We start from the raw sequence: 22,413 nt of genomic DNA, 5'->3' as shown, positions 1-22,413 counted from the left end.
GGCTACTTGCCGATGCAAAATTCGTTGAAGATGCGGCCCAAGAGTTCGTCCGAGGAGACGGCGCCGGTGATCTCGCCGAGGCTGCGTTGAGCGAGGCGGAGATCCTCGGCGACGAGCTCCGGCAATTGGCCTTCACCTTGAGCCGCGGCCGCGGCACGCAGGTGCGCGCCGGTGCGACGTAGCGCGTCGAGGTGTCGACGCCGGGCACTGAACTCGCCGCCACCATCGGCGCCGAGGCCGGCCTGCTGGGTCAGGGCACGTCGCAGGGCGTCGAGCCCTGCGCCGGTCGTGGCGGAGCAGGCGATCTCGGTTGTGCCATCGATGCCCGGGCATTCGCCGGGTGAGCGGCCCGTCAGGTCGATCTTGTTGCGGATACCAAGCACCGGCACCTGGGCCGGCAGGTCCGGCGGGGGACGCGCGCCGGCTTGTGGATCGGCGTCGTCGATGACCCACAGCACCAAGTCTGCGTGGTCGATCTGCTCACGGGCTCGGCGTACGCCCTCCTGCTCGATGGGGTCGAGCGAAAGCCGAAGCCCTGCGGTATCCACGACCCGCAGCGGCAGGCCATCGATTTGGACGTCCGCGTGCAAGAGGTCGCGGGTGGTGCCGGGGATTGGGGTCACGATGGCCCGATCGGTTTCCAACAGCGCGTTCAACAGGCTGGATTTGCCCGCGTTGGGTGCGCCGGCCAGCACCACCAGCAGGCCGTCGCGGAGGCGCTCGCCGCGCCGCGCGATGGCGAGCAAGGCGTCGACGTCGGCAAGCAGCCGAGCCAGCGCCACCTCGATGTCTGCCCCGAGGCGCGGATCGAGGTCCTCGTCCGGGAAGTCGAGGGTCGCTTCCAATAGGACGCGCACGGCGGTGAGCGCCTCCAGCAGGGCTTCCACGCGGCGTGCAAAGGCGCCTTGCAGGGAGCGGGCGGCGAGTCGAGCCTGTTGCTCGGTTCCGCTGGCGATGAGGTCGGCGATCGCCTCGGCGCGGGTGAGATCCAGCTTGCCTTCAAGGAAGGCGCGCTCCGTGAACTCGCCGGGACGGGCGGCGCGGGCGCCGAGCGCCAGCAGGCGGGCAAGCAGCCGATCCAACACAACCGGCCCGCCGTGGCCCTGGAACTCCAGCACGTCTTCGCCGGTAAAGGAGTGCGGCGCGGGGAAGTAGAGGGCGAGGCCCTGGTCGATGGCCTCGCCGTCCGCGTCCAGAAAGCGCGCGAGCAGTGCCCGGCGTGGTTGCGGCAACCGTCCGAGGAGCGAGACGGCGATGTCCGCGGCGCGTGGTCCGGAGATGCGTAGGATGCCGACGGCACCGACGCCGGGTGGCGTAGCGATGGCGGCGATGGTGTCGCGCCCGGTCACGTCACACCGAGCCGCACCACCTAGCCGACACCGATATCCAGTTCATGCACCCGGTTCAAGCATCAGGCGCGATGCTTGGCCGCATCCTCTCGCTCGATTTTGCGGGTGATGTACCACTGCTGCGCGATGGACAGGAGGTTGTTCACGGTCCAGTAGAGCACCAAGCCGGCCGGGAAGAAGGCAAAAAACACCGTGAACACGAACGGCAGGGCCATGAAGAGCTTTTCCTGCATAGGGTCCGGCGGCGGCGGATTCAGCTTTTGCTGCACGAACATGGACACGCCCATGATCAGCGGCAAGACGTAATAGGGATCCGGCGCGCTCAAGTTGTGGATCCAGAGCATGAAGGGCGCATAGCGCATTTCAACGCTTTTCAGCAGCACCCAGTAGAGCGAAATGAACACCGGGATTTGCACCAAGATCGGCAAGCAGCCACCGAGGGGATTGATCTTCTCCTTCTTGTACAGATCCATCATCGCCTGATTCAGGCGCTCCTTGTCGTCCCCATAGCGGTCCTTCAGGGCCTTCAATCTCGGCGCCACCTTGCGCATGTGGGCCATGGACTTATAGCTGGCCTCTGAGAGCTTGTAGAAGGAGCCCTTGATGAGAATGGTCAGGATGATGATGGACCAGCCCCAGTTGCCGACAAGGCGGTGGATCATCTCGAGGAGCCAGAAGATGGGCCTTGCGAGGACGGTGAGCCAGCCGTAGTCCACGGCGAGATCGAGTCCGTCCGCGATCTTGTCCAACTCATCCTGAAGCTTGGGCCCGGCGAAGAGCTTGTTCTCGAAGGTGTAGTTGGCGCCGGCGGGCACGGTCTCGGTCGGCGAATACTTGCCGATGATGTAGTGGCCGCTGCCGACCACCTTGCTATAGAAGGTCTCCGTTAGATCCTGATCCGGGATCCACGCCGCCATGAAGTAGTGCTGGAGCATGGCGATCCAGCCGCCGGTGATCGTCACGTCCAGCGGACGCTTGTCCATGTCCTCGAAGGTCTCCTTCTTGTACTTGACGTCGGGACCGTAGTAGGCGCCACCGGTATAAGTGCGAACGAACCTGGCCTCGTTGGGGTCGATGAGCTCGGTACGCTGGAGCTGATCGTAGTTGCGAATGGCGACGGGATGGTCGCTGCCGTTGTTCACCGACTGCTCGGCGCGAATCAGGTAACTGCCGCGCTTGAACCTGTAGCGCTTGGTCACCTCGACGCCGTCGTCGCCCCGCCAGACGAGCTCCACCAGCAGGTCGTCCTCGCCGTGCTTGAGCCGGTAGCTCGTGCGCTCCGCGGTGAAGACGTCATTGTGAGTCGGGACCTTCGTATCAGCGTTGCCCAGCAGCCCCGACTGCGCGATGAACATGTTGGGCGTGTCCGGCTTCAGCAGCTGCAGCGGGACGTCCGGACGGTTGGCAACAGCCGGGTAATCTTTCAGCCACAAGGCCTGCAGAGTACCGCCGCGCGTCGAGATCTCGGCACGGAGGACGTCGGTCTCGACGGTGACGAGCTCGGCGGTGCCCTCTGCCGGAGGCACGGTCGCTGCCGGGCGCCCGGCGGTCGGGCTCGAGGGTGTTTGTGCAGCCGCGACGGGCGGTGCGTCCGGGGTGTCTGTTGGGGTCGCGACGGTTTGGTCGGTGGGTACCGCGGACGGTTCGTCGCCCGCAGGCGGGGCTTCGGTTGTTGCGATCTGCTGGGGCTGTGTGGGCTGCCCGTAATCCTGGACCCAGGCCTGGTAGATCAGGAAGAGCACCGCGGCCAGCGACAACAGGAGGATGAGCCGGAAGTTATCCATTGCGTTGGACTGCTATGGTTGAAGCGTCGGAGTGAACGGCTGCGGCGCGGAGCGCGGGCAGCAGGTGTAGGCTTCCCACCGGGTTTGGGTGCGGCAGTCAGCGCTCCGGGACGTGTGCCGAAGCGGTGCCACACAGGCGCTGGCGAATCCTGTCGAAGTGCGCTTCTACGGATTGCCGGACTTCGGCGTTGGCTGCACGTCTGAGTCCGGCACGACCGACCACGACGAGGTCTACGCTGCAGGGCCACCGCCGTAGGCGAAACGCTTCGCGCACGATGCGCTTGATTCGGTTGCGGTCGACCGCGTGGGGCAGTGCCTTGCGGGAGATAGCGAGGCCAAGTCTGGCGGTGCCACCGAACGGAGCGTCCGACTGGCTGCGGCGTGCGGCGATGGCAAAACAGGCATCGGCGCAGCGCTCGGGCCGGTCGAAAACGCGCTTGAACTGCGTCCCGCGCAGCAGCCGGCGCGACCGGGGGAATCGAGCTTCGCGGTGTGCGGCGGACAAGTCCTCGACGACTCGGCAATTCAGCCGCGAGACGTGGCGGTCTGTTGCTACGGCGACTGGCTACGGCGACAGGCGCACGCGGCCTTTTGCGCGCCGGGCTTTAAGTACCTTGCGACCGTTGCGGGTCGCAGTTCGGGCTCGAAAGCCATGGGTCCGTGCGCGCTTCAGGCAGCTGGGCTTAAAGGTCTGTTTCACTGCGGGATTCCTATTAGAGATGCGGGGATCTCCGGGCACGCTGGGCGATGCGGCGGCGGCCCGCGCAAAGACGGCGAAGCATAGCCCCCTCACGCGCGTTTTGCAATGGTCATCGCCGTTGCTCGACCGTCGGAAGGCTGTGGATAACATCGATGCATGTGGATAGACTGCGGGCGATCCGTCGCCGTTCGGGCGGACGGCACGGCAAACTCATGCCGTTCCGTCGGGGTGTCGGCCGCCTGGCCGATTGGTCGATCAACCTACCGACAGAGGGGGGGACAACGCCAACATGAGTGAGGTCTGGGACGCCTGCGCTACCGCACTGAAGCAGGACTTGACCGGCGCTGAGTACAGCACTTGGATCATGCCGCTACAGGCACGCGAAAGCGATGATGCAATCTGCTTGCTCGCGCCGAATCGGTTCGTGAAGGACTGGGTCAAGCAGCATTACGAGCAACGGATTACACGGCTCTGCGCCGATATCAGTACTGGCCGGATTCATCAGGTCCGATTCGAGATCGGTGCCGTTGGTGACGGCGCCAGCCCCGCCGTCGCCTCAAGCAGCGCTGACGGCAGGCCAAGCAAGGCCGATTCCTCAGTGGAACGCCGTCGCGCGGAGAGCAACCTGAACAAGGATTTCACGTTCCAGACTTTCGTCGAAGGCAAGTCCAACCAGATTGCGCGCGCGGCGTCGGTGCAGATCGGCAAGAACCCGGGTACGGCGTACAACCCGCTGTTTATCTACGGGGGAGTCGGACTCGGCAAGACCCATCTGATGCACGCGGTGGGCAACACCATCGTGGACTCGAACCCAGGCGCGAGGGTGATCTATGTCCATTCCGAACGCTTCGTCTCGGACATGATTCGGGCTTTGCAACACAACAAGATCGACGAGTTCAAAGGCCGATACCGGCGCGTGAACGCGTTGTTGATCGACGACGTGCAGTTCTTCGGGAACAAGGATCGCTCGCAGGAGGAGTTCTTCCACACGTTCAACGCCTTGTTCGAGAGTAAGCAACAGATCGTCCTCTCCAGCGACCGCTACCCGAAAGAGGTCAGTGGCTTGGAGGAGCGGTTGAAATCGCGCTTCGGCTGGGGCCTGACGGTAGGCATCGAGCCGCCGGACTTCGAAACACGGGTTGCCATCCTGCACAGCAAGGCGGCATTGCTGAAGATGGAGCTTCCGGACGAGGTGAGCTACTTCATCGCCAAGCGCATGACCTCGAATATCCGGGAACTGGAGGGCGCGTTGCGCCGGCTCGTGGCAAATTCGCAGTTCATGGGCGCTAAGATCGATATGGACTTCACTCGGGAAGTGCTGCGTGACATGCTTGTTGCACAGGATCGGCAGATTACCATCGAGAACATCCAGAAAACCGTCGCCAACTATTACAAGTTGCGGGTGTCGGATCTCACCTCGGCCAAGCGCACGCGCAACATCGCGCGCCCCCGGCAAGTCGCGATGGCACTGGCGAAGGAACTGACGAAGGCTAGTCTGCCGGAGATTGGCAGCGCCTTCGGAGGCAGGGACCACAGCACGGTGATTCACGCAACGCGCAAGATCGAGGCATTGCGGGCAAGTGACACGATGATCGAAGAAGACTACCGAATCCTGTTGAGAACCCTGACGAGCTGATTGTGGATAAGCTGTGAGCGCCTTGCGCGGGCCGTTTTGTCGACAGGTTATCCACAGCAAGGCCGCACGCGGCTAACAGGTTCTTAGTTGCGGTAAGTCTCTGGCCGCGCTTGGGGCAATTGGTCGGCGCGGGGTTTTCCCCAAGCGTTGTAACCATTACAAAGTGGATACTTCAGAGTTCTGTAATTGGCAACAGGTGAGGGCAGGGTGAAGATCGAAATACCTCGGGATGAACTGGTTGGGGCGCTGGGTATCGTCGGAGGGGTCGTGGAACGCCGCCAGACCTTGCCGATCCTGGCGAATGTTCTGCTGCAGGCGGAAGATGCAGGCCTCCGGCTGGCAGCGACGGATTTGGAGCTCGGGGTTGAGACGCGGCTGGGTTCTGCGGGAGTCTTGGAGTCTGGCGCTGTAACGGTCCCGGCGCGGAAGCTGATGGATTTTTGCCGCTCGCTCCGGGAGGGCTCGAAGGTCATGTTGCGAACGGAGCGGGAACGATGTGTCGTGTCGAGTGGCCGCACGCGCTTCACGCTGTCGGCGCTGCCAGCCGCAGACTTTCCCAGCATGGCGACAGAAGAGGGCATGCGAGTGCTTCGGTTGCCGGCGGGCGAGTTGAAACGGCTTCTGGATAAGACCGCCTTTGCGATGGCCCAGCAAGACGTGCGGTATTACCTGAACGGTGTTCTGCTTGAGTTTTCCGATGGCATGCTCACGGCGGTGGCGACGGATGGGCATCGATTGTCGCGTTTTTCCGTGGACCAGGTTGGCGTGGACGCGGAAAGCGGGCAGCAGCTGATCTTGCCCGCAAAGACGGTGTCGGAATTGCGTCGGTTGTTGTCGGAGCAGGACGACCCGGTGGAGTTCTTTTGGGGCGAGCGGTCGATACTGGTAAAGATCGGTTCGACGATCCTCAGCTCGAAGCTCGTTGACGGAAAGTATCCTGAGTATCAGCGGGTGATACCGAAGGGCCTGCCAAGGCGTGCAGTGGTCGCCCGTGACAGCATGCGGACGGCGTTGCAGCGGGCTGCTATCCTTTCGAACGAGAAATACAAGGGCGTGCGCGTGAGCTTTGGCGCTGGGGTTGTTGGCCTTCAGGCGCAGAACCCTGAGCACGAACTTGCGGAAGATGAGCTGGAAACGGACTACTCTGACGAGGCGGTCACGATCGGCTTCAACGTGGCGTACTTGATGGATGCGCTGCAGAGTATGGATGTCGAAGATGTGGAGATCTCGTTTCAGGACGCGGACAGCAGCTCGATTTGGCGCGGAGTCGGCTGCGAGAGCGAGACATTTGTTGTGATGCCCATGCGGCTCTAGCTGGTAGAAGATTTCCCGTTGGCGTGGATCGAGTCCATCCGCATTCAAAACTTGCGCTGCATTCGTTCCGCCGCGGCCGCATTGCCGCGAGGCTTGGTGTGGGTACGAGGCCCGAACGGAGCTGGCAAGACGACGTTACTCGAAGCGCTGTACCTGATGGATCGGGGCCGGACGTTTCGGGGCAGGAGAGGCGGGCCGCTGACGACGCGGGGGGAGCGGGGGACGGCGATTGCGGGCAAGGTTGTTCTGGATCGGGATCGGTGGCAGTCGCTCTCGTGGATGAGCTCGGGACATGGCGCGAGGCCCGGCGGTCCACAGTTGACACGGTTCGTCGGGGTCAGCAGCTTCAGCATCGTTGAGGGAGATCCTGAGCTTCGGCGGCAGTTTTTCGATTGGTCCCTGTTCCACGTGGAACATGACGTGAGGGAGCTCTGGGCGAAACTGGGTCGACTGCAGCGACAGCGGAATGCCTGGCTGCGGTCGGGCGCGCGCGGGGTGCCGGTATGGGATGAGCCGTACGCCAACCATCTTGAGGAGCTTTGGAGCCGCCGGTCCCGGTTCCTCGATAGGCTGGACACTACGTTTCGCACGTTGACGGCAGAACTCGTGCCCACGGGGCCTCTAGGTCTGCGGTGGGATTGGACCGGACGGGGAGAGTCGCTGACAGCATTGTTGCGCGCTCAGTTGCCGTCGGATTCCATGCGTGGATTTACCTTCCTGTCGCCCTCCCGGGGCGACGTAAGCTTCTTGCGGAATGGCGCGCCGTGGCGCGGATCGCGCGGAGAAAACAAACTGGCGGGCATCGTCCTACAGATGGCCGCCCAGGAAGTGATGGTGTCAGCAACAGGGAATCGGCCGGTTGTTCTCTTGGATGATCCTTATTCCGAAGTCAGTTCCCGGCTAATCCCGCCACTGCTGGAGGCGTGGAGTAGGGCCGCCGATCAGGTTGTGATCACCAGCCTCGACGACGTAGCGAGCCTCGATTTTGCTGGCAGCCCGGCGGCGACGTTCCACGTGGAACAGGGGGCACTTCGCCTCGACTAGCGTCCGCCCGTGCAGCCGTTCCTGCGTCCTGAAGGTGGCGCCCCGCCGATCCGTGTCCCTCGCTCCGAAGGATGCCGACATCGCAGTGTCAAAACGACAGAAACCACTGCGCCAACACCATTGAGCACCCCGCCGCAAAGGCGCCGAACCGCGTTACAATCGGTGGTTTGCGCCGACGCCGACTGCCGACCACAGACGGGTCCACCTGCCTTGATCCAACATACGACTCCGCCACCCAGAAGCCCATGACGTACGATTCCTCCAGTATCAAAGTCTTGCGCGGACTAGACGCGGTGCGCAAGCGCCCGGGCATGTATATCGGCGACACGGATGATGGCACCGGCCTGCATCACATGATTTTCGAGGTCGTTGACAATTCCATCGACGAGGCATTGGCTGGCTACTGCACCGAAATAGAGGTCGTGGTCCACGACGACTACTCCGTCACCGTGACTGACGATGGCCGCGGCATTCCGGTCGACATCCATCCTGAGGAAAATCGCTCCGCCGCCGAGGTCATCATGACTGTCCTGCACGCCGGCGGGAAGTTTGACGACAACAGCTACAAGGTTTCGGGAGGGCTACATGGCGTCGGTGTTTCCGTCGTCAACGCCCTATCGGAGCGACTTGAGTTGCGCATTGGCAGGGAAGGGGGGCTCTATGAGCAGTGCTTCACGATTGGCGTCCCTGACGCGCCATTGCGGCGTATCGGCGACTCCGACAAGAGCGGCACCGTCATCCGGTTTTGGCCATCAGCGGAGGTATTCTCGGACCGCGATTTCCATTACGACATTCTGGTCAAGCGGCTGCGTGAGCTCTCGTTCCTGAACTCGGGTGTGAAGATCCGTTTACGCGACGAGCGCAGCCAGCGCGAAGATACCTTCGAATATGTTGGCGGCATCCAGGCTTTCATTCGTCATCTGAATGACAAGAAGGTGCCCATCCACCCCACGGTGTTCTACTTCTCCGCGCAGCGGGAGAATGTTGTCGTAGAAGTCGCGCTCCAGTGGAACGATTCCTACCAGGAATCCATCTTCTGCTACACGAACAATATTCCCCAGCGCGACGGCGGAACACACCTCGCCGGATTCCGAGCCGGGCTGACGCGCACACTAAACCAGTACATTGAACGGGAGGCCCTCGACAAGGGCCAAAAGACCCGTCCCGTGGGTGACGATGCCCGTGAAGGCCTCACGGCGGTACTGTCCGTCAAGGTTCCGGACCCAAAGTTCTCGTCTCAGACCAAGGATAAGCTGGTGTCTTCGGAAGTGAAGCCCGTGGTCGAGTCGCTCTTGGTTGAGCATCTCGACACCTTTCTCGAGGAGCAGCCGGCTGAGGCAAAGATCATTGCCAATAAGATGCTGGAAGCGGCTCGCGCCCGCGAGGCCGCACGGAAAGCGCGGGAAATGACGCGACGTAAAGGCGTGCTCGACGTGGCCGGCTTGCCCGGCAAACTTGCCGACTGTCAGGAGAAGGACCCCTCGAAATCGGAGTTGTTCATCGTGGAGGGCGATTCCGCAGGCGGTTCCGCCAAACAAGGACGTGACCGAGGCTTTCAGGCGATTTTGCCGCTGAAGGGAAAGATCTTGAACGTCGAAAAGGCGCGCTTCGACAAGATGTTGTCCTCGGCGGAGGTGGGCACGCTCATCACTGCACTGGGCTGCGGCATCGGCCGGGACGAGTACGACCCCGACAAATTGCGTTACCACCGAGTCATCATCATGACCGACGCCGACGTCGACGGCGCGCATATCCGCACCTTGCTACTCACGTTCTTCTACCGACAAATGCCCGAACTAGTAGAGCGGGGGCACATATTCATCGCACAGCCACCGCTCTACAAGGTCAAGCGCGGGAAGCAGGAGGACTATCTGCTTGACGACAGCGAGTTGGGTTCCTCATTGCTCCGAGCGGCACTGGACAAGGCGAGTCTTCGGGTGAGCGAAGAAGCGCCACCGCTGTCCGCCGAGGCGCTAGAGCAACTCGTGGCAGAGTACCAGGCATTCCGTGCGATGCTCGCGCGACTACAACGCCGCTATGATGCGCTGCTCCTGGAAGAACTCATCTCCATGCCGCGCCTGAGCGCCAACGTGCGCGAATCTGATGTAGAGCTTGAAGATTGGCTGCAGAAACTGCAGCTGCAAATGGCCGCCCGCACCGGACCGGCGCTGGACTATCGGCTATCGCTGCGGGCTCCGCCGGAGTCTCAAGGCAAACGGCAATTGCAGGTCGTCCGTTTGATGCACGGCATCCCGGAGACCAGCTACATGCCTATGGAATTCTTCGATGGTCCGGAGTACGAGCGGATCGCTGCCCTCGGCGAGAAGCTGGACGGTCTCGTGCACGCCGGGGCCGAGGCCGCGCGTGGCGAACGTCAGCACTCGGTCGAGAGCTTCGCTGAAGCCTACGAATGGCTCCTTGCCGAGGCGAGAAAGGGATATCAGATCCAGCGCTACAAGGGCTTGGGCGAGATGAATCCGGGCCAGTTGTGGGATACCACCATGGACCCCGCGTCGCGACGACTGTTGCGCGTCACCATCGAAGACGCTGTAGCGGCGGATCAGATTTTTACGACTCTCATGGGCGAATACGTCGAGCCGCGGCGAGAGTTCATCGAGCGCAACGCCTTGGACGCGGAGAACCTGGACGTCTGAAACGGCACGGCCGTCACCAGTCTTGGAGGAAATGTAGAACGATGCGTCGCGTCCCGCCGGGCAGGATGCCAGGTGCCGTATTTGCGATAGCCCGAGATTCCGAACGCGCGACGCTGACGATGAAGGAGATCGAGAACCTCCTGTTTTCTCACGAGCCTCGAGTTTCGCGCCGATCGTGCCATGCCGTCCGACCAGGCCCTTGCCGATCCTCGGGGTCGGGCCGAGCGCCTTACCATTGCCATGCGGATACTACCGTGCCCCCTAAAGGGGGCCTCGAACAATGCCTTCATGGCATTTTTCGAGACACGAAGCGAAAACGCGGTCTCCACTTGGCGTCATTTCTCAAGCGCTTGGGCGCTTGAGAAACGACACAGGCATCCTTTCCCCGCACGGGCACCTCGAATTTTTCGAGGTGCGCCTAAGTCGGCAGCGAATCTACCTGAGCGTTGATCCAGTCCTCCGCGCGCCTATTGATTTCCTTTGCAGAGTGGTCAGCGGCAGGAATGGACTCGCCGACAACAACCTCCACGCAACCAGAGTGCCGCAGTATTCCGCGACGTTCCCAGTAGACGCCGGAGTTGTGCGCAATTGGCACCACTGGCACGCCGCATCTCTCCGCTAGAATGGCGCCGCCAATGCTGAAGGGCCGGCGCTGCCCAACGGCCACTCTTGTTCCCTCCGGAAAGATCAGCACGGAACGTCCCTGTGCGAGCGCCGCGGCGCCATCCGACAGGAGCTGCTTCATCGCTGCACGGGCGGTTGCGCGGTTGATGGCGATGGGCTTCAGGGCGCGTAGCGCCCACCCGTAGAACGGAATCCGAATCAACTCCTGTTTCAGCACCCACGACTGCTTCACTGGCAGGAGGGACGGCAGGGCGACGGTTTCCCAAGCGCTTTGATGCTTGCACATCAAAACCGAAGGCCCATCCGGTAGGTTCTCCAGTCCGTGGACGCGATACGACAGGCCGCAAATTGCGCGCAGCAATGCCAGCACCGTCAGAGACCAGCCGCGCGCAATACGATGCAGAACGTGGTCGGGCGCGAAGGCGGAGGACACCAGTATGAGGCCACCGAAGCCGACTACGGTGAGCGAGAATGCGAGCAGGAACAGGAGCGAGCGAAACAGTGTCATGGCTGGAAACTAAGGTGACAGCAAAGCCTCACTGGCGGCGAGCAAGTCAGGATAAATCGGTACACTAGAGAACGCTGGCGGTAGCGCGCGCGCGACCTCGTTACCGTTTCCGGTGCGAACCAGCACCGGCCGGGCGCCTGCGCGCTCGGCAGCATACAGGTCCCGCAGCGAGTCGCCCACGAAAGGCACCGACTGCAGATGCACCGAAAAGCGATCCGCCAAGCTTCGCAGCAGGCCGGGCTCGGGCTTTCGGCACGCGCAACCAGCATCGGGTCCGTGCGGACAGAAGGCGATTACATCGATGCGACCGCCGACTGCCGCGGCCCGGCTGCTCAGGAAGGCATGGATCCGATTAAGGGTATCGATGTCAAAGTAGCCGCGCGCCAAGCCGGACTGGTTGGTCGCGACGGCGACGTGGACTCCGGCTCGCGTAAAGCGCGCGATGGCTTCCAAGCTGCCCTCAATGGGATGTAAGTCGTCCGGTGAGCGGATGAAATCCCGTGACTCCTCGTTGATGACCCCATCGCGGTCTAGAATGACGAGCTTCATCTCGTTACGGCTGCTCGCCGACACGCAGTCTCGAGATGTCTGCGATGCTGGAAAACAGTTCGCCCACAGCCTGAACCAAGGCCACCCGATTTGCGCGCAGGGAGGAATCCTCCGCCATGACCATCACGTCATCGAAGAAGCGATCAACGTCTGCTCGCAACTCCGCCAGAGCCGTCAACGCGGCTGAGTAGTCCCCCAGTTTCAGCATCGGGGTGATACGCTCGCGCAGCGCCTCGACCTGGTCCGCGAGCGCTCGTTCAGCAGGCTCGGACAACAGGTCCTGCGCTACCGCTACATGACCGGCTTCTACGTCGGACTTCTTCAGGATATTAGCGATGCGCTTGTTGGCCGCAGACAACGCTGACGCAGCCTCGAGGCCGGCAAAGTCGGTTACAGCACGCACGCGTTTGTCGAAATCGCTTGGCACCGAGGCGTCGACGGCCATCACGGCCTCTATGGCATCCGCGCCGACTCCCTGCTCGGCGTAATAGCCACGCAACCGCTCCATAATGTATGCGTAAGCATCGGGCACCGCGAGACTCGCCTGGATCTCCGCCGGAAATGCCGCCGCTGCATCGTTTAGGAGCCCGCGCAGGTCGAGGGCGAGGGGGGTTTCAATCAGGATGCGCAGGACGCCGATGGCAGCTCGCCTCAGCCCGTACGGATCCTTGACGCCGGTTGGACGCTCGCCGATGGCGAAAATGCCCACCAGCGTGTCCAATCTGTCCGCCAGCGCCAGGACGCGGCCGCACTCGGTGTCGGGCAGCCGGTCTCCGGCCTGCCGCGGCAGATACTGTTCTTCCATGGCCGCGACGACGCACGGGTCTTCGCCGCTGCGCGAGGCGTAGTAGCGACCCATGGTGCCCTGAAGTACGGCAAATTCCCCGACCATCGCGGTGACGAGGTCGCATTTCGCGATCTGCGCAGCCCGCTCCACCAATGACGCATCATAGCCCAGCATCTCGGCGATCTGGCGGGCGACGCTGGCGACGCGCCTCGATTTCTCCGCCACGCTTCCGAGCTTGTGCTGGAAGACTACGCGCTCCAGCGTCTCGCGACGCTCGCCAAGTGGCACGCGCAGATCCTGCTCCCAGAAGAAGCGTGCGTCACTGAAGCGCGGTCGGATCACCCGCTCGTTGCCAGCACGCACGACATCGGGGCTTCTGCTCTCGATATTGCTGACGGCAACGAAATACGGCAGCAGCATCCCGTTTTTCCCGACCAGGGAGAAATACTTCTGGTGCTGCTGCATCGTCTCGATCAGCACCTCGGCCGGTACTTCCAGAAACGCCTCGTCGAAGTGGCCCAGCACGGCCACCGGCCACTCGCACAGTGCGGTGACCTCGTCCAGTAGATCGGAGGGCATGCTCGCCTCACCATCGACTGACGCTGCGAGCGCCTTCACCTGCTCGTAAATGGATTCGCGGCGAGCGGCAAACTCCGGCTCCACGTGGGCACGCCTCAAGCTGGCGGCGTAGTCGGTCGGGGTCTCTATCGTAATTGGCTGCGGGTGATGGAAGCGATGGCCGTAGGTTTGGTTGCCGATCTCCACACCCATGAGCGTGCCGGGAACAGCCTTGTCACCGAATACGGCGCAGACCCATTGTACGGGCCGGACGAAGCTCACCTCCCCGGCCCCCCAGCGCATGCGCTTTGGGATCGGCAGTTTACCCAAGGCGTTGGCCGCCAACTCCGGCAACAGGTCCTGCGTTGCCTGGCCGGTTTCGGCGCGACGGTGAACGAGCCAGGCACCCTTGTCGGTCTCTTCTCGCGCGAGCTCCGACACTTCGACGCCGCACGACTTGGCGAATCCGAGGGCTGCCTTGGTGGGCTGGCCTTCGGCATCGAACGCCGCCTTTACCGCAGGACCACGGCGTACGTCCTCCCGATCCGGCTGCCGCGTGGCGAGCTCCCGGACCAGCAGCGAAAGGCGGCGCGGCGTCGCGAACGACTCGATGCTCCCGTGGGTCAGGCCATGTGCATCGAACTGCCGGCGAACCTCCTCTGTGAAGGATTCGGACAGTCGCAATAGCGCGGTCGGCGGCAGTTCTTCTGTGCCGATTTCAATAAGCAAATCTTGGGCGCGTTCCATTAGTTCCACCTCAGTGCGTACGCAGCATTGGGAAGCCAAGCGCCTCGCGGCTGGCGTAATAGGCCTCGGCCACCGCGCGCGCCAGGGTCCGCACCCGCAGGATGAATCGCTGTCGCTCGGTCACCGACAGCGCCCCCCGCGCATCGAGCAGATTGAACAGGTGCGAAGCCTTCAACACCTGCTCGTACGCGGGCAGCGGCAGGGATGCCTCGATCAAAGCCTTACTCTGGCGCTCGGCAACATCGAATGCCGCGAACAAGGCCGGCACGTCCGCGTGCTCGAAGTTGTAGGTGGACTGCTCGCGCTCGTTTTGCAGAAACACGTCGCCATAGCTGACCGGCCCCAGCGGTGTGTCCGCCCACTTCAGCGCGAACACACTCTCGACACCCTGGAGATACATCGCGATCCGCTCGAGCCCGTAAGTGATCTCGCCGCTCACCGGGCGACACTCGAGTCCGCCCACCTGCTGGAAGTACGTGAACTGCGTCACTTCCATGCCGTTGAGCCAGACCTCCCAACCGAGCCCCCAAGCGCCGAGCGTGGGCGATTCCCAGTTGTCCTCCACGAAGCGGATGTCATGCACCAGTGGATCGATACCGAGCATCCTGAGCGACTTGAGGTACTGCTCCTGGATGTCGATGGGTGAAGGCTTCAGGATGACCTGATACTGGTAATAATGCTGCAGGCGATTGGGATTCTCACCATAGCGCCCATCGGTGGGGCGGCGAGAGGGCTGGACATAGGCACAGTTCCAGGGTTCAGGCCCGATCGCCCGCAGGAAGGTGGCAGGATGAAAGGTTCCGGCACCCACCTCCATGTCGTAGGGTTGCAGCACGACGCAGCCGCGCTCGGCCCAGTAGGTCTGGAGTCGGAAGATCAGCTCCTGGAAAGTGGTCGGTGCGACAGCTTGGATGGTCAAATGGTTGATCCGTCAGCTTGGCGAAAACGCGCATTTTATCGACAATGTGCACTGTCGAACCACACCGGGCGATGTCCCTGGTGCGCGCATTCCCTATAATCGCCACCTCGGCGGCCGGCTGTACACCAAGCGCTGCCGATCCTACGTGTTATCCGCCCACACGTCGTCGACACGGGACGGTGCCTCCGCCGTCGAGTGTGATCGAGCGCGATCGTCTCAGCGGGCGCGCGGCAGTCGCGGGAGACCGAGATGGAAACAGCAAGCACCGCTGCCGTGAGCGAGGGCGAGCAGCGTCTGCGCGAGCGCCGCGAGGCCGTCACTCGGACTGCCCTGGTGGGCGCGCTCGCCAATCTGGTCTTGTCCGGGGTGAAGATCGCGGTCGGTTGGGTTGGCCACTCGCACGCCCTCATCGCCGACGGCGTGCACTCGTTGTCCGATCTCGCCACCGATGCGCTGGTGTGGATCGCCGGGCACCATGCCAGCCGGGCTCCGGACTTGGAGCATCCTTATGGTCACGGCCGCTACGAAACCGTTGCCACGCTGGCGCTTGCGTTGTTGCTGATGCTCGTGGCACTCGGCGTCGGCTGGGACGCGACGAAGCGGTTGTTCGAGCCGGAGAGTCTCGCGACCCCCGCCTTGATCACGCTCTATGCTGCGCTGGGCTCCATCCTGGTCAAGGAATGGCTGTACTGGTACACCCTGGCCTATGCCAAGCGCGTTCGCTCCGATATGCTGCGCGCCAATGCCTGGCATCACCGCAGCGACGCCATCTCGTCCATCGTTGTGCTGGTGGGCATCGCTGGCACCATCGCCGGGTTGCCCTATTTGGATGCGGTCGCCGCTGTGATCGTCGCCGTGATGATCGCGCGCATCGCTTGGGAGCTGGGTGTCGACGCCGCCCGAGAGCTCGTGGACACGGGACTCGACGCCGAGCGCCTCGCCGCGGTGCGCACGACCATCCTAAAAGTGGGCGGCGTGAGGGACTTGCACATGCTCCGTACCCGCTCGCTCGGCGGGATCGTGTCGACCGATGTGCATGTCCTCGTAGATCCCTACATCAGCGTCTCGGAAGGGCACTTGATCAGCGTCAAGGTAGAGCAGGAACTCAAGCGTCGATTCGATGAAATCGAAGACGTTATCGTCCATATCGACCCAGAAGACGATAATATTGCGCCACCAACGATGGGCTTGCCGAGCCGGCGCGAGGTCTTGATGCGGCTTGCGGGGTATTGGTCGCAGTTTCCCGAGCTCGCGCGCCCCGAGCGCGTTCAGCTGCACTACCTGGATGGTCGCATCGAGGTGGAGGTCTACCTGCCCACATCCGCAGTGCGCCAGGCTGACGCCACGCCCGAGCTGGCCGCCCGAGCGGCGCGAGCATTGGATGGCGATCCGGTCTTTGGTCGCATCAGTATCTATGCTGGCGGCGCGCACCAAGATAGTGCGACCTGATCATCCTGTGCCTATTTCTGGTGCGTCGCGAGACGGCTGCGGTCAGCCCGAACGCCGCGCACCACTGCCCGCTGGCGCCCCTGCGCGAGAGGCAAACGGCGCGGACGTGCGCAGCCATGGTCCGCACGGACAGGGCCAGGACTCGCGAGTGCGCGGCGCTACAGTACGAATGGCGCTTGGCACGGAAACTGCCTTGGGCTGTTGCCGAGACTGCGGTGACACGCGACGACGCGACCCTTCCATAAGGACGCATCGGGCAAATGCCGGCGTTCGTGCCCTCGCGGCGCTGGCTCATCTGTAACCCCCAACCGAACCGACGGGAGAGCAACAATATGGCATCGAAGGTCCTGGAGACTATCAAGAACGAGGACGTGAAGTTCGTTGATCTGCGCTTCACCGACACGCGCGGCAAGGAGCAGCATGTGTCCCTGCCCGCGAGCGTCGTCAACGAGTCGCTGTTCCAGGATGGCAAGATGTTCGACGGCTCCTCGATCGCCGGTTGGAAAGGCATCGAGTCTTCAGACATGGTGCTGATGCCGGAGGCAGAGACGGCGGTCATGGACCCCTTCGCTGACGAGAACACGCTGATCATCCGCTGCGACATTCTCGAGCCCTCCACCATGCAGGGCTATGAGCGCGATCCGCGCTCGGTGGCCAAGCGTGCCGAGGCCTACCTCAAGTCCACGGGCATCGCCGACACCGCCTATTTCGGTCCCGAGCCCGAGTTCTTCGTGCTCGACGATGTCCGCTGGGGTGCGGACATGAGCGGCGCCTTCTACAAGGTCGACTCCGACGAGGCCGAGTGGAACTCCGAGCGCGTGTTCGAAGACGGCAACATGGGCCATCGTCCGGGCATCAAGGGTGGCTACTTCCCGGTGCCGCCGGTGGACTCTCTGATGGATCTGCGTGGGGCCATGTGCCTGGCGATGGAAGAGATGGGCGTCCCCGTGGAGGTCCACCATCACGAGGTGGCTACGGCCGGCCAGTGCGAGATCGGCACTCGTTTCACCACCCTGGTGCAACGCGCCGACTGGAACCAGATCCTCAAGTACTGCGTGCACAACGTCGCTCATGCATACGGCAAGACGGCTACCTTCATGCCCAAGCCGCTGGTGGGCGACAACGGCAACGGCATGCACGTGCACCAGTCCCTGGGCAAGGACGGTGAGAACATCTTCTCCGGCGACAAGTACGGCGGTCTGTCCGAGGCCGCGCTGTACTACATCGGCGGCATCATCAAGCATGCCCGCGCGCTGAACGCGCTGACCAACGCCTCCACCAACTCCTACAAGCGCCTCGTGCCGGGCTTCGAGGCGCCTGTCATGCTGGCCTACTCGGCTCGCAACCGCTCCGCGTCCATCCGCATCCCGCATGATGCGAACCCGAAGGCGCGGCGCATCGAGGTGCGCTTCCCCGACAGCATGGGCAATCCGTACCTGTCGTTCTCGGCGATGATGATGGCCGGCCTCGACGGCATCATGAACAAGATCCACCCGGGCGATGCCATGGACAAGGACCTGTACGACCTGCCGCCGGAAGAGGAGAAGTCCATCCCGCAGGTCTGCTACGCGCTGGACCAAGCACTCGCCGAGCTGGACAAGGATCGCGAGTTCCTGACCGCCGGCGGCGTCTTCACCGACGATGTCATCGACGGCTACATCGCCCTCAAGATGCAAGAGGTCACGCTGCTGCGCATGACCACCCATCCGATCGAGTTCGACCTGTACTACAGCCTCTAAGCCGGCATCCGGTCGGCCGTCTCGGCCGACCGTGACGCCTCGAGCGGGAGTCGCCTCCCGCTCTATCGTCGCGTCCCCGAATAGGCTTGCCGTATTTCCCGCGATGCCCCAATTCGCACACGGAGCCCTGTACTCTGCCCGCTTTGAACTGTCCGCCGCGCTGCCCTCCGTTGGCCATCGGCGCTGACCTGAAGGCCCTCTTTGCCCCTGGCGCGCGAACCCCGTCCCACCGTCGCCAACGCTGCCTTGCCCCCGCTCCGGCACTGCGCTACAACCGAACGCCAACAACGGCAGGTTCTGGCCTATGTGCATCGGCGCCGCCCTTGGACCGAGGTCATCCGCCGTCACACTTTCATCAACCGCACCTGCGAGCGAAAGATGCGAGCGTTTCTCTCCCTGCTGTTGCTGTCGTCTTGCGTGAGCATCCAAGCCCAGGTGTATCGCGCAATCGGCCCCGATGGGCAGACGGTCTTCTCCGATCGGCCGCTGCCCAATGGCGAGAGAATCGAGCTGCCAGTGGACAGTGCCGACGCCGCAGCCGACGACAGTGCGGCACGGCGCGGCGCCGATGCGGATTCGGGTTTTCTCGGCCCATACGATATGTTCGAGATCGTCTCGCCTGAGAACGACCACCGCACGCGTGACCCGGACGGACCGCTGCCTGTCTCGCTTGTGCTGTCACCCGCGCTCATGGATGGGCATCGCATGGTCATCGAAGTGGACGGCATCGCCGCTACCGGCGAGGTTCCGCGCTCGACCCAACTGCTGGTCAACGGGCTCGCGCTTGGCACCCATCGCATCCGCGTGCTGATTGAGGACGCAGACTCCGCCAGCGTGGCCGCGACGCCGTCCATCACTGTTCATGTGCTGCGTCCGCTGCCGGAGGGCACCCAGCCCTGACGCGGGCCGACGCTTAGCCGCATACCGGCCGACCGACGGAACCTTGAACCTAGAAAGAGCGGCCGGAGCGGCGCTCACCTGGCCCGGTGACGTGCATCGTCTCGCGAGCATCCAACAACCGCGGGCACTTCGACGCCATTGCAAGCGGTCAACTGCTCTTTCTAGGTTGAACCGTTGGGCGTGCGGTGAATTTGTCTCAGGCCCTCCTGCACCGAAAGCGGGCGTCGTTGAATGATGGCCGTTGTCTACGTCCGTCGATGTCGCGCGCGCTTCCAGTGCGCACAGTGCACTAAGATAGTGCGGAGTTTGGCGGGTTCACCCCCCGATGCGTAAATGCGAACGCCGACGTGCCGCGGCTTGATTGGTCGCAACGACCGCGCAACCGGGTGGTTCGGATCTTGCTTTAGGTCAATCCGCACAACCGTTGCACCGCGCGCCGACGGCGGCCGCTGGCCACGTGGCGCGGCGCCCCCGGCCATGCGGTGATTCCGTCGTCGCGGGTCTCGGACCACTAGCGATCGTCTGCGGATCGAGTCAGCTCCATGAAGCAGAAGACCAAAGGAAACAACGAACTGGCCTCTTCGATCTTGGGCAATCTCAACACGGCGGTCCTGCTTTTTGATGCGGACCTCCGCTTGAGCTACATCAATGCCGCCGGAGAGCTGTTGTTGGCGGTGAGCGCGAAGGCCGTTCTCGGCAAGAGCGCAGGCGGCTTGGTGCCTTGCCCGGCGGAGCCGGTCGAGGAGCGCCTGCGCGAGTCCCTGGTAACCCGGCAGCCCTTCACCGAGCGCGAGGTCGAGCTGCGCCGTCCCGATGGCGAGCTTATCCGCGTGAACTGCACGGTGCTGCCTGTGCACCAATTCGAGTCGGCCGGCGAGCTCCTGATGGAGTTGCACCAAGTCGACCGCCAGATTCGCATCACTCGTGAAGAGCACCTGATCTCCCAGCACCAGGCAACCCAGGCGTTGTTGCGCGGACTGGCGCACGAGATCAAGAACCCCCTCGGCGGCCTGCGCGGCGCCGCGCAATTGCTCGAACGCGAGCTGCCCAGCCAAGAGCTTCGCGAATACACCCGCATCATCATCGACGAAGCAGACCGGCTGCAGGGGCTGCTGAATCGGATGCTGGGGCCGAACCAGCTTCCCTTGCTGCGCGACGTGAACATCCACCACGTGCTCGAGCACGTGCGTGGGTTGCTCAGCGCGGAATATCCGAGTGGTCCGCGCATCATGCGTGACTACGACCCGAGCATCCCGGATCTGCGAGCCGACTCCGACCGCCTCATCCAGGCCCTGCTCAACATCGCCCGCAACGGCGCGCATGCCGCCGGAGACGCCGGCACCCTGACCTTTCGCACCCGCGTGCTGCGGCAGTTTACGCTCGGCAACGAGCTGCATCGGCTCGTCATGCGGCTCGACATCGAGGATACAGGTCCGGGCATTCCAGAGAAGCTCTTGGAGCGAATCTTCTTCCCGATGGTGTCGGGCCGTGCCGGTGGCACCGGCCTCGGTCTGCCCATTGCGCAGGAGTTAATCAACCAGCACGGGGGATTGATAGAGTGCGAGAGCCGGCCGGGCTGCACCCGTTTCTTCGTCTACCTGCCGCTGGAGACCGGCGATGAGTGAGGCAAACGATGAGTAAGGTGCCGAGCGTCTGGGTCATCGACGACGACCGCTCCATCCGCTGGGTGCTGGAACGGGCCCTGCGCCAAGCGGACATGCACGTGACTTGCTTCTCCAACGGCGTCGGCATCATGGACGCCCTGCATCGGGAGCGCCCTGATGTGATCCTGTCCGACATCCGCATGCCGGGCATCGACGGTCTCGACCTGCTGCGGCAGGTCAACGCACGCTATCCGAGCCTGCCGGTCATCATCATGACCGCGCACTCGGACCTCGACAGCGCGGTGTCGGCCTTCCACGGCGGTGCCTTCGAGTATCTCCCCAAGCCTTTCGACCTGGATGAGGCGGTCGATCAGGTACGACGCGCCTGCCGCGCGCAAGAACAGGCGGCTGGCGGCGCCGTGCCCTTGGAGAACAGCCCGGACATCATCGGCGAGGCGCCGTCGATGCAAGAGGTATTTCGGGCCATTGGTCGCCTCGCGCGGTCAAACATCACCGTGCTCATCAACGGCGAGTCCGGCACCGGCAAGGAACTGGTGGCGCGCGCCCTGCACCGCCACAGTCCGCGCTCCGCAGCGCCATTCATCGCCCTCAATATGGCCGCGATTCCGCGCGATCTGATGGAATCCGAGCTGTTCGGCCACGAGCGTGGCGCCTTCACCGGAGCGCAGACTCGGCGGGAGGGGCGCTTCGAGCAGGCGGACGGCGGCACCCTGTTCTTGGACGAGATCGGCGACATGCCGGCAGAGCTGCAGACGCGCCTGCTGCGCGTGCTCGCGGATGGCGAGTTCTATCGGGTCGGTGGGCTCTCGCCCATCAAGGTGGACGTGCGCATCATCGCGGCGACCCACCAGAACCTCCAGGATCACGTGCGGCAGGGGCGCTTCCGGGAGGATTTGTTCCACCGGCTCAACGTCATTCGCATTCACCTCCCGCCGCTGCGCGAGCGGCGTGAGGACATCGGGCTGCTGATGCGGCATTTCCTGACCCAGGCCGCACACGAGCTCGGTTGCGAGCCCAAGAGCATCGCGCCGGATGCCCTCGCCCACCTGGAGCGACTCGATTGGCCAGGCAACGTCCGCCAGCTGGAGAACACGGCCCGCTGGTTGACCGTGATGGCCTCCACCAAGGAGATACGTGTCAACGACTTGCCACCGGATCTCTGTGACACTGGTGGCCAGGCCGCAGACGACGAGCAGTGGGAAACTGCACTTCGCGCCTGGACGCGGCGACGTCTGCGTCAGGGCGACGGCGCGATTCTGGAATCGGCTCTGCCGGCCTTTGAGCGCATCCTGATCCAGGTGGCCCTGGAGCACACCGGCGGTCGCCGGCAGGAGGCCGCGCGACTCCTGGGTTGGGGCCGCAACACCCTCACGCGCAAGATCAAGGACCTGAACATGGACTTCGGCCCCACCGCCGGGGGCGAGGACGACGAGGATGCGGCCTGATTGGTGCTCTGTCCGGCCCGAGGACGGCACGGCGCCCAGACATTGAATGCGGGCAGTGCCGCATCGACATGCAAGCGCACGT

Annotated in this window: 17 protein-coding genes and 1 pseudogene; 10 read left to right on the top strand and 8 right to left on the bottom strand. The window is 63.3% G+C overall.

Annotation, left to right across the window (positions count from 1 at the left end):
• Positions 1-2: 2 nt before the first annotated feature.
• From mnmE to rpmH, 4 genes are all read right to left on the bottom strand, one after another.
• On the bottom strand, positions 3-1,349 hold the full coding sequence (mnmE, locus tag LJE69_RS08250; RefSeq protein ID WP_296923783.1) for a tRNA uridine-5-carboxymethylaminomethyl(34) synthesis GTPase MnmE: 1,347 nt from the start codon (positions 1,347-1,349) through the stop codon (positions 3-5).
• A 62-nt stretch (positions 1,350-1,411) separates the two neighbouring features.
• Positions 1,412-3,133, bottom strand: a complete 1,722-nt coding sequence (gene yidC / locus LJE69_RS08245; protein WP_296923781.1) for a membrane protein insertase YidC — start codon at positions 3,131-3,133, stop codon at positions 1,412-1,414.
• A 97-nt stretch (positions 3,134-3,230) separates the two neighbouring features.
• On the bottom strand, positions 3,231-3,638 hold the full coding sequence (gene rnpA, locus LJE69_RS08240; protein ID WP_296923778.1) for a ribonuclease P protein component: 408 nt from the start codon (positions 3,636-3,638) through the stop codon (positions 3,231-3,233).
• A gap of 60 nt (positions 3,639-3,698) precedes the next feature.
• Positions 3,699-3,833, bottom strand: a complete 135-nt coding sequence (rpmH, locus tag LJE69_RS08235) for a 50S ribosomal protein L34 (protein WP_296923777.1) — start codon at positions 3,831-3,833, stop codon at positions 3,699-3,701.
• Positions 3,834-4,122: 289 nt separating this feature from the next.
• Here rpmH and dnaA point away from each other — a divergent pair, with 289 nt between their 5' ends.
• From dnaA to gyrB, 5 genes and pseudogenes are all read left to right on the top strand, one after another.
• Entirely contained in the window at positions 4,123-5,469 is a 1,347-nt protein-coding gene (dnaA, locus tag LJE69_RS08230) for a chromosomal replication initiator protein DnaA (RefSeq protein WP_296923774.1), read from the top strand.
• Between the two features lie 207 nt (positions 5,470-5,676).
• The gene (gene dnaN / locus LJE69_RS08225) at positions 5,677-6,783 is read left to right on the top strand and encodes a DNA polymerase III subunit beta (protein ID WP_296923773.1); all 1,107 of its coding nucleotides are present in this window, start codon (positions 5,677-5,679) and stop codon (positions 6,781-6,783) included.
• A gap of 18 nt (positions 6,784-6,801) precedes the next feature.
• Positions 6,802-6,924: pseudogene (locus LJE69_RS20960) on the top strand (AAA family ATPase); the annotation flags it as partial.
• Between the two features lie 177 nt (positions 6,925-7,101).
• A complete protein-coding gene (locus LJE69_RS08220) occupies positions 7,102-7,827 on the top strand; it encodes a hypothetical protein (RefSeq protein ID WP_296923771.1) in 726 nt (241 codons plus the stop codon).
• Positions 7,828-8,072: 245 nt separating this feature from the next.
• Positions 8,073-10,481 (top strand): DNA topoisomerase (ATP-hydrolyzing) subunit B, encoded by a 2,409-nt coding sequence (gyrB, locus tag LJE69_RS08215; RefSeq protein WP_296923770.1) that lies wholly within the window; start codon positions 8,073-8,075, stop codon positions 10,479-10,481.
• Between the two features lie 418 nt (positions 10,482-10,899).
• On the opposite strand, the gene LJE69_RS08210 is transcribed toward gyrB, so the two are convergent.
• From LJE69_RS08210 to glyQ, 4 genes are read right to left on the bottom strand one after another with little or no spacing between them, the layout of a single operon-like run.
• The gene (locus LJE69_RS08210) at positions 10,900-11,613 is read right to left on the bottom strand and encodes a 1-acyl-sn-glycerol-3-phosphate acyltransferase (protein ID WP_296923768.1); all 714 of its coding nucleotides are present in this window, start codon (positions 11,611-11,613) and stop codon (positions 10,900-10,902) included.
• A gap of 9 nt (positions 11,614-11,622) precedes the next feature.
• Positions 11,623-12,162 (bottom strand): D-glycero-beta-D-manno-heptose 1,7-bisphosphate 7-phosphatase, encoded by a 540-nt coding sequence (gmhB, locus tag LJE69_RS08205; RefSeq protein WP_296923766.1) that lies wholly within the window; start codon positions 12,160-12,162, stop codon positions 11,623-11,625.
• 4 nt (positions 12,163-12,166) lie between these two features.
• On the bottom strand, positions 12,167-14,254 hold the full coding sequence (glyS, locus tag LJE69_RS08200; protein WP_296923764.1) for a glycine--tRNA ligase subunit beta: 2,088 nt from the start codon (positions 14,252-14,254) through the stop codon (positions 12,167-12,169).
• 10 nt (positions 14,255-14,264) lie between these two features.
• Positions 14,265-15,173 carry a glycine--tRNA ligase subunit alpha gene (glyQ, locus tag LJE69_RS08195; protein WP_296923762.1) on the bottom strand — a complete coding sequence of 303 codons (909 nt, stop codon included), beginning with the start codon at positions 15,171-15,173 and terminating at the stop codon, positions 14,265-14,267.
• Between the two features lie 249 nt (positions 15,174-15,422).
• Here glyQ and LJE69_RS08190 point away from each other — a divergent pair, with 249 nt between their 5' ends.
• The 5 genes from LJE69_RS08190 to ntrC all read left to right on the top strand — a co-directional run bounded on the left by LJE69_RS08190 (position 15,423) and on the right by ntrC (position 22,331).
• On the top strand, positions 15,423-16,622 hold the full coding sequence (locus tag LJE69_RS08190; protein WP_296923760.1) for a cation diffusion facilitator family transporter: 1,200 nt from the start codon (positions 15,423-15,425) through the stop codon (positions 16,620-16,622).
• 332 nt (positions 16,623-16,954) lie between these two features.
• A complete protein-coding gene (gene glnA / locus LJE69_RS08185; protein WP_296923758.1) occupies positions 16,955-18,361 on the top strand; it encodes a glutamate--ammonia ligase in 1,407 nt (468 codons plus the stop codon).
• Between the two features lie 201 nt (positions 18,362-18,562).
• Positions 18,563-19,261, top strand: a complete 699-nt coding sequence (locus LJE69_RS08180) for a DUF4124 domain-containing protein (RefSeq protein ID WP_296923756.1) — start codon at positions 18,563-18,565, stop codon at positions 19,259-19,261.
• Between the two features lie 542 nt (positions 19,262-19,803).
• Positions 19,804-20,886 (top strand): nitrogen regulation protein NR(II), encoded by a 1,083-nt coding sequence (glnL, locus tag LJE69_RS08175; protein WP_296923755.1) that lies wholly within the window; start codon positions 19,804-19,806, stop codon positions 20,884-20,886.
• A gap of 8 nt (positions 20,887-20,894) precedes the next feature.
• Positions 20,895-22,331 carry a nitrogen regulation protein NR(I) gene (gene ntrC / locus LJE69_RS08170; protein WP_296923753.1) on the top strand — a complete coding sequence of 479 codons (1,437 nt, stop codon included), beginning with the start codon at positions 20,895-20,897 and terminating at the stop codon, positions 22,329-22,331.
• Positions 22,332-22,413: the final 82 nt, after the last annotated feature.

Source organism: Thiohalocapsa sp., assembly GCF_022340605.1.
Classification (GTDB): domain Bacteria; phylum Pseudomonadota; class Gammaproteobacteria; order Chromatiales; family Chromatiaceae; genus Thiohalocapsa.
This window is presented reverse-complemented; position numbering and strand designations above follow the sequence as displayed.